This is a genomic window from Pseudogemmobacter sonorensis, from assembly GCF_042762395.1.
Taxonomy (GTDB): Bacteria; Pseudomonadota; Alphaproteobacteria; order Rhodobacterales; family Rhodobacteraceae; genus Pseudogemmobacter; species Pseudogemmobacter sonorensis.
Map to the genome: position 1 here is coordinate 117,558 of NZ_JBEFZE010000006.1, position 11,660 is coordinate 129,217.

Annotated in this window: 11 protein-coding genes and 1 pseudogene; 6 read left to right on the forward strand and 6 right to left on the reverse strand. The window is 69.4% G+C overall.

Features of this window, described 5'->3' with window-relative positions:
• Positions 1 to 472 precede the first annotated feature (472 nt).
• Entirely contained in the window at positions 473 to 925 is a 453-nt protein-coding gene (locus ABNX41_RS06960) for a GAF domain-containing protein (RefSeq protein ID WP_438668996.1), read from the forward strand.
• Positions 926 to 1,079: 154 nt separating this feature from the next.
• Positions 1,080 to 1,733 (forward strand): RluA family pseudouridine synthase, encoded by a 654-nt coding sequence (locus tag ABNX41_RS06965; RefSeq protein WP_438669078.1) that lies wholly within the window; start codon positions 1,080 to 1,082, stop codon positions 1,731 to 1,733.
• A gap of 76 nt (positions 1,734 to 1,809) precedes the next feature.
• On the opposite strand, the pseudogene ABNX41_RS06970 reads toward ABNX41_RS06965, so the two are convergent.
• The 3 genes and pseudogenes from ABNX41_RS06970 to ABNX41_RS06980 form a co-directional block, all read right to left on the reverse strand.
• A pseudogene (locus tag ABNX41_RS06970) lies at positions 1,810 to 2,349 on the reverse strand (NADPH-dependent FMN reductase).
• 21 nt (positions 2,350 to 2,370) lie between these two features.
• Positions 2,371 to 3,078, reverse strand: a complete 708-nt coding sequence (locus ABNX41_RS06975) for an LrgB family protein (protein WP_438668997.1) — start codon at positions 3,076 to 3,078, stop codon at positions 2,371 to 2,373.
• Complete coding sequence (locus ABNX41_RS06980; protein WP_438668998.1) at positions 3,075 to 3,452, reverse strand: CidA/LrgA family protein; 378 nt, start codon at positions 3,450 to 3,452, stop codon at positions 3,075 to 3,077. The genes ABNX41_RS06975 and ABNX41_RS06980 overlap by 4 nt, the downstream gene beginning before the upstream one ends.
• Before the next feature lie 232 nt (positions 3,453 to 3,684).
• On the opposite strand from ABNX41_RS06980, the gene ABNX41_RS06985 reads away from it, so the two are divergent.
• Together ABNX41_RS06985 and ABNX41_RS06990 are read left to right on the forward strand one after the other, a co-directional pair.
• Positions 3,685 to 7,140: a chromosome segregation SMC family protein gene (locus tag ABNX41_RS06985; protein ID WP_438668999.1), complete on the forward strand. Its 3,456-nt coding sequence runs from the start codon at positions 3,685 to 3,687 to the stop codon at positions 7,138 to 7,140.
• Complete coding sequence (locus tag ABNX41_RS06990) at positions 7,137 to 7,487, forward strand: hypothetical protein (RefSeq protein ID WP_438669000.1); 351 nt, start codon at positions 7,137 to 7,139, stop codon at positions 7,485 to 7,487. The genes ABNX41_RS06985 and ABNX41_RS06990 overlap by 4 nt, the downstream gene beginning before the upstream one ends.
• Positions 7,488 to 7,496: 9 nt before the next feature.
• Here the strand turns inward: ABNX41_RS06990 and ABNX41_RS06995 are convergent, their stop codons facing one another.
• Positions 7,497 to 8,057 (reverse strand): hypothetical protein, encoded by a 561-nt coding sequence (locus ABNX41_RS06995; RefSeq protein ID WP_438669001.1) that lies wholly within the window; start codon positions 8,055 to 8,057, stop codon positions 7,497 to 7,499.
• Positions 8,054 to 8,950 carry a glycosyltransferase family 2 protein gene (locus tag ABNX41_RS07000; RefSeq protein WP_438669002.1) on the reverse strand — a complete coding sequence of 299 codons (897 nt, stop codon included), beginning with the start codon at positions 8,948 to 8,950 and terminating at the stop codon, positions 8,054 to 8,056. Before ABNX41_RS07000 ends, ABNX41_RS06995 begins: the two co-directional genes overlap by 4 nt.
• Before the next feature lie 227 nt (positions 8,951 to 9,177).
• On the opposite strand from ABNX41_RS07000, the gene ABNX41_RS07005 reads away from it, so the two are divergent.
• Positions 9,178 to 9,531, forward strand: coding sequence for a hypothetical protein (locus ABNX41_RS07005; protein ID WP_438669003.1), 354 nt, complete (start codon positions 9,178 to 9,180; stop codon positions 9,529 to 9,531).
• Positions 9,532 to 9,561: 30 nt separating this feature from the next.
• On the opposite strand, the gene ABNX41_RS07010 is transcribed toward ABNX41_RS07005, so the two are convergent.
• Positions 9,562 to 10,743 carry a MalY/PatB family protein gene (locus tag ABNX41_RS07010; protein WP_438669004.1) on the reverse strand — a complete coding sequence of 394 codons (1,182 nt, stop codon included), beginning with the start codon at positions 10,741 to 10,743 and terminating at the stop codon, positions 9,562 to 9,564.
• A gap of 205 nt (positions 10,744 to 10,948) precedes the next feature.
• On the opposite strand from ABNX41_RS07010, the gene def reads away from it, so the two are divergent.
• On the forward strand, positions 10,949 to 11,464 hold the full coding sequence (def, locus tag ABNX41_RS07015; protein ID WP_438669005.1) for a peptide deformylase: 516 nt from the start codon (positions 10,949 to 10,951) through the stop codon (positions 11,462 to 11,464).
• The last annotated feature ends 196 nt before the right edge of the window (positions 11,465 to 11,660 follow it).

Below are 11,660 nucleotides of genomic sequence, written 5' to 3' on the forward strand. Positions count from 1 at the left end.
CCCCGTAAATTCGCCCTCTGGTATCACCATATTCATCCTTGTAGCTGCATAAGGCTTCACCTCGGCGTCGGGATCAACAGCCCCCACCCAGTTCCGGCGCCGGGGTTCTTACGCTTGGTGGGGCGCGTTCTTCCCCCCGCATAGGCGCGCACCTCTGGCAGAGAGCCATGTTTCGGCTCAGGATGCCGGGCCGAAACGGGTGCTTTGCACAAAACCCCTCTTCTCTGGATGCGATGGCGGCGGCTGGTTGGCGATTTGTCTCACCGGACCTCCACGGTGTCAGGCAAGAGCCTGGGCGCGCGGACCGGCCGTCTTGGACGAGCAGGGGCAGCCATGGCCATATGCGGCAACGCTGGATCCGGGCCCTTGACCGCAAGGTCCCGGAGCCGATAGGCCGGGATCGGAGGGGCCGTCCGCTCAGGGCAGTTCGCCCGATGGGGCCATCGCACATCCGCCAGAAGGAGAAAAACCGATGGATTATCCGGCGGTGACCGAGCGGATCCTGGCCCTGACCCATGGCGAGACCGACGGCGTTGCGCTGATGGCGACCCTGGCCTGCGAGATTCACAGCGCCCACCCGCTTGCCGACTGGACCGGCTTTTACCGGGTCGTGGCGCCCGATCTGCTGAAGATCGGCCCCTATCAGGGCGGCCATGGCTGCCTTGTCATACCGTTTTCGCGCGGTGTCTGCGGTGCGGCGGCGCGCAGCGGCAAGGTGCAGAACATCCCCGATGTCGAGGCTTTCGCCGATCATATCGCCTGTTCCTCCTCCACCCGGTCGGAACTGGTGATTCCGGTCTGGAACGGGCAGGGGCGGCTTCTTGGGGTGCTGGATCTCGACAGCGACACGCCCGCGGCCTTCACCCGGGCGGATGAGGATTGGCTGGTGCCGCTGCTCGCCCATGTGTTCGAGGGGGCGGAATAGCCCCGGCGAACGGCGTCGCGGCCCTTGCGCCCCCGGCCGCCCCGGCCTAACTGCGCAGCATGGCCGAGGTGGAAATGACAGGCAGGACCCTTCTGGATCAAGCGATTCGCGCGGGCGCGCGGCGGCGGCGGCCATTGACGGGGCCTTGCCGCGCATGATCCCGGATTTCGTCTATGACCCGCCTGACGTGCCGCTGAGCATCCTGCATGAGGATCGCCATGTCATCGTGCTCGACAAGCCGCCGGGCCTGCTGTCGGTCCCCGGCAAGCTGGAGGGGCGGCAGGACTGCCTGCTCTCCCGCCTGGTCGCGGCGCGGTGGGATGCGCTTCTGGTCCACCGGCTGGATTGCGACACTTCGGGCGTGATGATCTTTGCCCGGAACAAGCCCGCGCAGGGTTTTCTGGGCCAGGAGTTCGAAAAGCGTCGGGCGAGGAAGACCTATATCGCCCGTGTCGCCGGAGAGATCGCGCAGGACAGCGGCCGCATCGACCTGCCGCTTTGCGCCGATTGGCCGAACCGCCCGCGCCAGATGGTCAGCCACGAACATGGCCGTCCCGCCGTGACGGATTGGGAGGTGATCGCGCGCGCGCCCGGAGAGACCCGTGTCCGCCTCTCGCCCCTGACCGGGCGCAGCCATCAATTGCGCGTCCATATGCTGGAACTGGGCCATCCGATCCTGGGGGATCCGATCTATGCCGACGGCGCGGCCCGGGCGCATCCGAGGCTGATGCTGCATGCCGCGACGCTTGGCCTGCACCATCCCGGAACGCAGGAGTGGCACTCCTTTTCCGCGCCCGATCCGTTCTGAGCCTTCGGCGGCGGGGATTTCCCGGCGGGCCCGACGGCGCAAGCGCAATCCCGACCGCGCCGCTGGGGCCGCGGTGTCAGGCCCGCTCCGCCTCGCGCCGCAGGCCCGCCATCAACTGGTCCAGCGCGCGCTGGTAGCGTGGCTCGACCAGCCGACCTTCGGTGTCGAAGGCATTGCCGCTGTCCGCGACCAGCACCTCGGGTCCGGTCAGCAGGCGCGGCTGGAACGGCGTCAGCATCAGCCGCAACGCGAATTGCGTGCGCTCGCCCCCGGCCCGGCCGCCGGTGGCCGAGAGGATGGCGACGGGTTTCCCGGCCCAGGGGTTGCCCTTGATCCGCGACACCCAGTCGAGCGCGTTCTTCAACACGCCCGGCGGGGCCTTGTTGTATTCCGCTCAGGCGATCACCACCGCATCGGCCCCGGCGATCAGTGCGTGCAGGGCCTGGGCCTGTGGCGGGACGCCCTCGGCGGTCTCAAGGTCGCCGTCGTAAAGCGGCATGCGCAGATCGGCCTCGGTCTGCGTCGCCGGGCCGAAGGCTAGCCTTGCCTGCGCCAGCAAGAGCCGGTTGGTCGATGCGGCGCGCAGCGCGCCTGAAATGCCGAGAAGCGTGGCCATGAGGTCTCCGTTCGATCGGGGTCAGAGGAACCAGTGCAGGATGATGGGCGCAAGGATCGCGGTCATCATCGCGTTCAGCCCCATGCCCAGCCCGGCGAAGGCCCCGGCGGTGGGGTTGACCTGAAAGGCCCGGGCGGTGCCGAAGCCATGGGCGGCGACGCCAACGGCGAAGCCGCGCGCGCGCCAGTCGCGGATGCGAAGCGCGTTCATCAAGGGCGTCACCACCAGGGCGCCGCTCAGCCCCGCCATCATCACCATCATGGCCGTCATGGTTGGCGATCCGCCCAGCCCCTCGGACACGCCGATCGCCACCGCCGCCGTCGCGGATTTCGGCGCGGCGGATGCCAGGATCACCGGGCCCGCGCCCATCGCCCAGGCTATGGCGACCGTTCCCAGGATCGCCACCGTCGATCCGACCAGCAGCGCCGCCAGCAGGGGCAATGCGGCGCGGCGCACCCGCGCGAGATTGTCGTAAAGCGGCAGCGCGAGGCAGACCGTCGCGGGGCCGAGCAGGAAATGCACGAATTGCGCGCCCTCGAAATAGGTCGCGAAATCGGTCCCCGTCAGGTAAAGCAGCACCGCCAGCAGAACCATCGCGATCAGCGACGGGTTGGCCAGCGGCCTCTGCCCCACGGCCCGGAAGAGGGCGAGGCCGATCAGATAGGCCGCCAGCGTCGCCGTCAGCCACAACAGGGGATCGTGCGACAGATAGGACCAGATCTCGGTCATCGCGCATCCTCCCCTTCGGCGCTCTGCTCGACATTGCCGGTCAGCCGCGCCACGGCGGCAAAGGTCGCGGCCCCGGCGACGATCGAGAGCACGGTCGAGATCAGGACCGCCAGCACGACCGCCCAGGTGTTCGGCCCCAGCGAGACCAGATGCCCCGCGGCCCCTACGCCCGCAGGAACGAACAGCAAGAGAAGGTTGCGCAGGATGCTCTCGGCCACCGGGCGGACCAGGGCGCGCAGCCGCGCCGAGGCGCCAAGCCCGGCAAGCATCAAGGCCATGCCCAGGACCGGGCCGGGAATGGGCAGGGCAAGGCTGCGCGCCACGGCCTCTCCGGCAAGTTGGCACAGCAATATGGCAAGCAGGGCTGGGATCATCGACGGGTCCGGGGCTTTGGGTTTGCGCCGCCATGGTGATGCGGCGGCGCGGCGATGAAAAGCCCCATTGCGCGCGGGGGCAGTCCCATCCGCGTTTTATCCGGTCCGGTCTTCCAAGATCTTGGGGATAACGCCGGTTTCCTACGCCAGATGCGGGGCGGGGCGGCGGCGGGCGGTTGACTCGCGCCTTCGGGCGAAGGACGATCCCGGGCCAACGACTCGTGAGGGGCGCGTGCGGTTTTCCAGGCTGAGGCTGAACGGCTTCAAGAGCTTTGTCGATCCGACGGATCTGGTGATCCATGAAGGGCTGACCGGCGTGGTCGGCCCGAACGGCTGCGGCAAGTCCAACCTGCTTGAAGCGTTGCGCTGGGTCATGGGCGAGAACCGCCCCACCGCCATGCGCGGCGGTGGCATGGAGGATGTGATCTTCAACGGCGCCGCCACCCGCGGCGCGCGCAATTTCGCCGAAGTCGCGCTGGTGATGGACAATGCCGAAAGGCTGGCGCCCTCGGGTTTCAACGATGCCGATGTGATCGAGATCGTGCGGCGGATCACCCGCGACGCGGGTTCGGCCTACAAGGCGAACGGCAAGGATGTGCGGGCGCGCGACGTGCAGATGCTGTTCGCCGATGCCTCGACGGGCAGCCATTCGCCCGCGCTTGTGCGGCAGGGCCAGATTTCCGAACTGATCAACGCCAAGCCCAAGGCGCGCCGCCGCGTGCTTGAGGAAGCCGCAGGGATCTCGGGCCTTTATGCCCGTCGGCATGAGGCCGAGCTGAAGCTTTCGGGAACCGAGCAGAACCTCAACCGCGTCGATGACGTGCTGGAGCAACTGGCGCAGCAGCTTTCCGTCCTGACCCGGCAGGCGCGCCAGGCCGCGCGCTACCGCGAGATTTCCGAGGAATTGCGCAAGGCCGAGGGCAGCCTGCTTTACCGTCGCTGGCGCGAGGCCGACGAGGCGCGCAATGCCGCCGAGGCGGGCCTGCGCGAGACGTTGATCGCCGCCGGTCGGGCCGATCAGGCGGCGCGGGCCGCCGCGCAGACCCGCGAAGAGGCCGAGGCGGCGCTTCCCCCCCGGCGCGAGGAAGAGGCGATCGCCAGCGCCATCGAGCAGCGGCTGGTGCTTCAGCGCGAATCGCTTGGCGATCAGGAGACCGGGGCGCTGGCTCTGATCGAGACGCTGCGCGCCCGGATCGCTCAGCTTGGCGCCGATATCGAGCGCGAGGCCGGGCTGAACCGCGATGCGGGCGAGGTGATCGAACGGCTGGAGTGGGAGATCGCCCAGGTCCTGCGCGCGCATGAGGGCCATGACGAGCGTCTGGCCGAGGCGGCCGAGGCCGCGCGCGAGGCCTCGGCCGTGCTGACCGACCGCGAGGGCCTGCTCTCGGAGGCGACCGAGGATGCCGCCCGGCTGGCCGCCCGGCATCAATCGGCCGTGCGCGTGGTGCAGGAAGGCCAGGCCAGCGCCGCCCGCGCCGAAGCCGAGGCTTTGCGCGCGCGCGCGGCGGTGGAAAGCGCCGAGGAGGCGCTGCTGCAGGCCGGGGAGGCGCATGAGATCGCCCAGGAGGCGCGCGAGGCCGCCGCCGAACTCGCCGAACGCAGCGAGGAGGCGCTTGACGCCGCCGAGATCGCCCGGGCCGAGGCGCAGGACCGCGAATCCGTCGCCCGCGCCGCCCGCAGCGCCGCCGAGGGCGAGGCCGGGGCGCTGCGCGCCGAAATGGCCGCGCTTTCGCGTCTGGTGGAGCGTGAGGCGCAGGCCGGGCACCAGATCATCGACCGGCTGGTGGTGGAACCGGGCTATGAAAAGGCGCTCGGAGCCGCGCTGGCCGACGATCTGCGCGCGCCCGAGGCCGGGGCGGGCGATGCCTCGGGCTGGGGCCTGCTCGCGCCCTATGACACGCCGCAGCCCCTGCCCGAAGGGGCCGCCCCCCTGGCCGCGCAGGTCGAGGCACCGGGGGTTCTGGCGCGCAGGCTCGCGCAGATCGGGGTCGTGGCGCAGGCCGATGGTCTGCGGCTGCAAGCCGATCTGCGGCCCGGGCAGCGGCTGGTCAGTCTTGAGGGCGATCTGTGGCGGTGGGACGGGTTCCGCACCGGCGCCGACGATGCGCCCTCGGCCGCGGCGCTGCGGCTTCAGCAATTGAACCGCCTGCAACGGCTCAAGCAGGATCTGGTCGAGGCCTCGGCCACGGCCGAAGGCGCGCGCGCGGCGCATGAGGCGCTGCAGGCCCGGCTCTCGGACCTTGCCCGCGCCGACCAGATGGCGCGCGAGGCCCGCCGTGCCGCCGATCAGCGCCGAACCGAGGCCGACCGCGCCCTGACCCGTGCCGAGGGCGAGCGCACTCTTGCCGCCGGGCGGCTTGAGGCGGCGCGGCATGCCGTGACGCGGTTCGAGGAAGAGGCGATGGCCGTCCGCGCCCGCCTGCGCGAGGCCGAGGCGGCGGCGGGCGGCCTCCCTGATCTGGACGGCGCCCGCGCGGCGGTGGAAACCGCGCGCAACACGGTCGAGGGTGCGCGGATCGCGATGATGTCGCGCCGTTCGGCCCATGACGAGCTGCGCCGCGAGGGCGAGGCCCGCATCCGTCGCCGTCAGGAGGCGGCGAAGGAGCTTTCGGGCTGGAAGCACCGCCTGGAGACCGCCGAGAAGCGCGCGCAGGAACTGGCCACGCGCCGGGTCGAGGCCGAGGAGGAACTCGCCGAGGCCGGCGAGGCGCCCGAGGAGATCGCGGCGCGGCGCGAGGAACTCACCGAGGCCATCGAGGCCGCCGAGACCCGTCGCCGCCTGGCCTCGGAGGCCCTTGTCCTGGCCGAGACCGCGCTGCGCGAGGCCCAGATCGCCGAACGCGACCTGGAACGCGCCTCGGGCGAGGCGCGCGAGGCCAAGGCCCGGGCCGAAACCCGGCTGGACGCCGCCCGGGATGCCGTGGCCCAGTCGGCCGACCGCATCGCCGAAGAGGCCGACCGCACCCCGCAGGAGCTTCTGGTCTCGCTGCGCCTCGATCCCGACCGCATGCCCGATGCCGAGGCGCTGGAACAGGATGTCTCGCGGCTGAAACGCCAGCGCGAGGCGCTTGGTGCGGTCAACCTGCGCGCCGAGGAAGATGCCCGGACCGTGGATGAGGAATACCAGACCCTCGTGCGCGAGAAGGTCGATCTGGAAGAGGCCGTGCGCAAGCTGCGCGCCGGGATCGCGGGCCTGAACCGCGAGGGGCGCGAGCGGCTGCTGACGGCCTTCGAGCAGGTGAATGCCAATTTCGGCACGCTTTTCACCCATCTTTTCGGCGGCGGCGAGGCGCGGCTGGTGCTGGTCGAATCCGACGATCCGCTGGAGGCGGGGCTGGAAATCATGTGCCAGCCGCCGGGCAAGCGCCTGGCGACGCTGTCGCTTTTGTCGGGGGGCGAGCAGACGCTGACGGCGCTGGCGCTGATCTTCGGCGTCTTCCTGGTCAATCCGGCGCCGATCTGTGTCCTGGACGAGGTGGATGCGCCCCTGGACGACGCCAATGTCACCCGGTTCTGCGATCTTCTCGACGAGATGACGCGCCGCACCGAAACCCGCTTCCTGATCATCACCCACCATGCGGTGACCATGGCGCGGATGGACCGGCTGTTCGGCGTGACCATGCAGGAACAGGGCGTGAGCCAGTTGGTCAGCGTCGACCTCAAGCGTGCCGAGGCCCTGGTCGCGTGATCGGCGAATCGCTTTCCACAGCCGGTTTCGCCGGGATCGAGGAAGCCGGTGGCGTGGTCCATGCCCGGCTGCCGTCCTCGGGCGCCGAGTTCCGGGCCGAGCCGGATGGCGCGCTCTGGCGCCTGACGCTGGTCTGGCCGATGCGCGCGCCCGAGGACGGGCTTCGGGCGTGGAACCGGCGCCACCCCGAGGCGCCGGTCGAGATCTGGCAGGGCGAGACGCAGCTTTCCATGCGGGTCAGCGGCACGGTGCCCGAGGTCACCCGCTGGGGCGCGCTGGCGGAAGAGGCGGTGGCGCAGTTCCTGCGCTGGCGCCGCGAACAGCGCGCCCCCGGCGAGGGGATGTGAGCCGGTTCCTCAGCCCCGCGAGACGACGGTGATCGGATCGCCGGTCCTGACCTCGCCATCGGCGGTGATGGCGCAAAGGATGCCGCGCAGACGCAGTTCCGGGTGGCCCGGCCGTTCGATCCAGGCCCGGGCGTCGGCACCGTAGCGGGCTTTCCATTTCACGCAGCCTTCGTTGAACACGCCCGAAGCCCGCAGCCGCGCGCCACCGACCTGAAGGATGCTGCCCTCGGGCAGATTGGCGAGCGACATGTCCAGATCGGCAATGATCGTATCGCCCGGATGGGGCTGTTCGGGATGGCGCCGCACCAGATCATGCACCCGCGCGGGCAGGATCGAGACCTGGATCGACGGATCGGGCGCGCCATTCGCCAGCCGCAACCAGGGGGCGGTCAGCCACCGTTCGCCCGGGATGCCTTCGGCGCGGGTCAGCGTCAGGCGCTCGGGGTGGCGGCGCTGGTTGTAGCCGGGGCGGAAGGTGAGCTGGCGCAGGATGCTGCGCTCTTTCGGCGCGGCGAGGATATGCGGCAGCGCGGCCATCAACTCGGCCATCGAGACCATGCCGGGGCTCATGTCCCGGCCCCTCCGGGCAGCGCCGCGACCTTGTCGCGCAGCCGCAGGTCGGCCTCGGCCAGCCGGTTCGCGCTGCGCAGCATTCGTTCCTGATCCGCGTTCAGCATCTGCGTCTTTCTGTAGAAATCGTCCACTTGCCCGGGCGTTGCCGCCATCAGGAAGGATTGCAGCGCAGGCGCGTATTGATAGGCGCCGCGCGTCAGCCGGTAGGGCAGGGCCGCCTGCCATGCCGCGCGGTCCTGGGCGTGGAAATGCAAGAGCCGAAGATCGGGATGGAAGGGCGGTCCGGGCAGGCGGGTGCCGTTCACGAAAGCGCCGTGCAGGCGCGGCGACAGCGCCTTGATTCCGGTGCGAAAGAAGGCCTTGCCGACATGATGCGACATCAGCCCGTTGGGCAGCACATCGGCATATCCGCCGATCACCTGGGACAGCAGCGGCGCGTGGCCCCCTTTCAGCGCGGCGCGAAACAGCCGGGCGGTGAAGATCTCGTCCGGGAGCGCGGGGTCGTGCACGGCCTCATGCGGTTCGGCCCGGACCATGATCTGTTCGGGCGGAATTTCGGCAAGGATCTCATCCACCGGCCGGAGCGGCGCCAGGAATTCGTCGCAGTCCAGATGCGCGATCCAGGGCAGGCGGCAGGCCAGATAGGCCTGGCGGGCGTTCTTCACCTGGCGGTTCTGGTGCCGCTCGGGCCGCGCGCCACGGGCCTGCCACCAGGCGGCGTCGCAGCGGGTCGCGGTGACTTTGGGCAGCCGCTTCACGGCCTCATGCGCCGGATCCTCGGGGTCGTCGAAATAGATCCAGACATGGCCCGCGCCAAGCGACAGGTGATGGGCGACGAAGGCCAGCACCTTTTCGACCGGCGCCTTGACCGTCGCGACCACCCCCCACATCAGCGGGAACCCTTCGGCAGGCCGATGAGATATAATGGGGCGGGGCAGGCGGGGGCGGACATGCGCGTCAGGCTAGACCAGCGGGGGCCGCGCGGCAATCCGTGCCGGATCGGGCGCGACTTTCATGAAACGGAAACCGGATCCGGTTCATGCTCGGAGGGCCTGATTCTGAAACGCCCTCTTGATTTTGAAACGCCTTGGGGCAGACTGAGGCAGAGGAGCCCGCCATGCTGGAATATCTGCCCAAGGAATTGCGCGACGGATTCGAGGCCGCCCGCAAACGTGCGCTCAGGCGCCATTCCCGGCTGCATATCGAACTGGGCGGCGTGGTCTTTCCGGTGTTGCGCTACTGGGAGAATGGATTCGCCCTGCGCGCCGATGTCAGCCCGCGCGCGCTGCGTGGCCTTGTCGATCTTTTCGACGGGCCGCGCCATATCTTCCAGTGCCTCATCATCGCCTCCGAGATCGAGGGCGATGAATTGACCTGCATCTTCAAGCGCGCGACCCCCGTGGTCGACCGCGCCGCGCTGGACTACTGGCACGGCGAGGATGAGCCGAGGATCCGCCTGCCGCGGATGTGAGGGCGCGGCCCGCTGCCCCTGCGAATCCCGCTATTGCAGATCCGCGAAGGCGCGCTGCAGCCGCTCCACCGCCTCGGCCACCCGCGCGCGCGGCGTGGCGATGTTGAAGCGCAGGAAGGATTCGCCCCCGGTGCCGAAGGCCGCGCCGTGGTTGGTGGCGATCTTCGCCGCTTTCTCGACCCGGCGGATGGCCTCGGGGCCCTCCATCCCGGTCCCCGAGAAATCGACCCAGGCGAGATAGGTCGCCTCAAGCGACATCGAGCGCAGGCCCGGGATCGCCGCGATCCCGTCGTCGAACAGGCGACGGTTGCCGTCGAGATAGGCCATCAGCCCGTCGACCCATTCCGCGCCCTCGGGCGAATAGGCGGCGGGGACCATGTTCATCCCGAAGGCATTGGGCGAAATCCCGAGCGCCATCAGCCGCGCCGAGAACCGCTGGCGCAGATCGGGGTCGGGGATGATCACATTGCCGGTGTGGCAGCCGGCGATGTTGAAGGTCTTGGTGGTGGCGGTCATCATCACCAGCCGCCCGGCGATCCCGGGCGCGGCATTGGCCATGACGGTATGACGCTGGCCTGGGAAGACCAGATCGTGATGGATCTCGTCCGATACCAGGATCAGGTCGTGGCGCTGGCAGAAATCCGCGACGCCGCGCAGCTCCGCGCCGGTCCAGACCCGGCCGCCCGGGTTGTGGGGCGAGCAAAAGACCATCATCCGCACCCGGCCGGGAAAGGCGGCGATCCGCGCGTCCCAGGCGTCGAAATCCATCTCATACCGGCCTGCCACCAGCTTGAGCGGGCATTCCACCACCTCGCGCCCGGCGGCGCGGATGGTGCGGGCGAAAGCGTGATAGACCGGCGTCATCAGGACCACGCCCTCGCCCGGGGCGGTGAACGTGTCCACCACCAGCCCGGTGCCGTTCACAAGCCCATGGGTGGTCAGGATCTGCTCGGGCTCGATCCGCCAGCCGTGGCGGGTCTCCATCCACCACTGGATCGAGGAAAGGTAATCCCGGTCGTCGCCGAAATAGCCATAGACCCCGTGCGAGGCCATGCGCTCCACCGTGCGCTGCACGCTGGCGGGCGGGGCGAAATCCATGTCGGCCACCCACATCGCAAGGCCCTCGTCGGCGGGCAGGCCGTAAAGGCTTTCCATCATGTCCCATTTGACGCAATGGGTGCCGATGCGGTCGATAGGGGTGTCGAAGCTCATCTGGGGCGGGTGTCCTGCGGTGTGGGTGGGCGCGCGGGCGTGCCGGTCGCGGGGCCGGGCGCTGCCTTCCTGACTAGCGGCAACCCCGCTTGGTTTCAATCGGCCCGGTTTCGATTGTTCGGTGCCGCAACCCGGCCATCGCATCGGGCGCCTGCGCGGGCCCGGGCCCCTTGCACCGGGGCCGGTCAATCCGTAAATCCGGGATATGATCCGCCCCATCCTCATCCATCCCGACCCCCGTCTGAAAAAGGTCTGCGATCCCGTCGCCGAGGTCACGCCCGAATTGCGCGCGCTGGCCGAGGACATGCTTGAGACCATGTATGACGCGCCGGGCGTCGGGCTGGCCGCGCCACAGGTCGGCGTGACGAAACGCCTTCTGGTGATGGATTGCGTCAAGGAGGGCACGCCCGAGCCGATGGTGCTGATCAACCCGCGCTTGATCTGGGCCTCGGAGGATCTGTCCAGCTATGAAGAGGGCTGTCTGTCGATCCCCGACCAATATGCCGAGGTGAAGCGCCCGGCGCTGGTGCGGGTCGAATGGACCGATCTGGACGGCGCGCTGCAGGAACGCGAGTTCGAGGGCCTCTGGGCCACCTGCGTCCAGCATGAGATGGACCACCTCGACGGCAGGCTGTTCATCGACCATCTGGGGCTGATGAAGCGCCAGATGATCACCCGCAAGATGGAAAAGCTGAAACGCGAGCGCGCGCGTCAGGCCTGATCCGCGTTCCGATCCGTGATGGCGCAAGCTGGCTTCGACCCCGAAGGGCGGCATCCGAGGGGAGCGTAGCGGGGGCGCCGCCGCATCCCCGGGGTCCTGGGCTGGCAGGGGGAACATAGGATGCGGCGCGCGGCTTTGCATCCCCCGGGTGCGCGAATCTTGCGCGGTCCCGGATTGGAGAGATGACTTTTCCGCC

Coding starts and splice junctions, on each gene's coding strand:
- ABNX41_RS06960 (WP_438668996.1), top strand. CDS start 473: ATGGATTATCCGGCGGTGACCGAGCGGATCCTGGCCCTGACCCATGGC.
- ABNX41_RS06965 (WP_438669078.1), top strand. CDS start 1,080: ATGATCCCGGATTTCGTCTATGACCCGCCTGACGTGCCGCTGAGCATC.
- ABNX41_RS06975 (WP_438668997.1), bottom strand. CDS start 3,078: ATGACCGAGATCTGGTCCTATCTGTCGCACGATCCCCTGTTGTGGCTG.
- ABNX41_RS06980 (WP_438668998.1), bottom strand. CDS start 3,452: ATGATCCCAGCCCTGCTTGCCATATTGCTGTGCCAACTTGCCGGAGAG.
- ABNX41_RS06995 (WP_438669001.1), bottom strand. CDS start 8,057: ATGAGCCCCGGCATGGTCTCGATGGCCGAGTTGATGGCCGCGCTGCCG.
- ABNX41_RS07000 (WP_438669002.1), bottom strand. CDS start 8,950: ATGTGGGGGGTGGTCGCGACGGTCAAGGCGCCGGTCGAAAAGGTGCTG.
- ABNX41_RS07005 (WP_438669003.1), top strand. CDS start 9,178: ATGCTGGAATATCTGCCCAAGGAATTGCGCGACGGATTCGAGGCCGCC.
- ABNX41_RS07010 (WP_438669004.1), bottom strand. CDS start 10,743: ATGAGCTTCGACACCCCTATCGACCGCATCGGCACCCATTGCGTCAAA.
- def (WP_438669005.1), top strand. CDS start 10,949: ATGATCCGCCCCATCCTCATCCATCCCGACCCCCGTCTGAAAAAGGTC.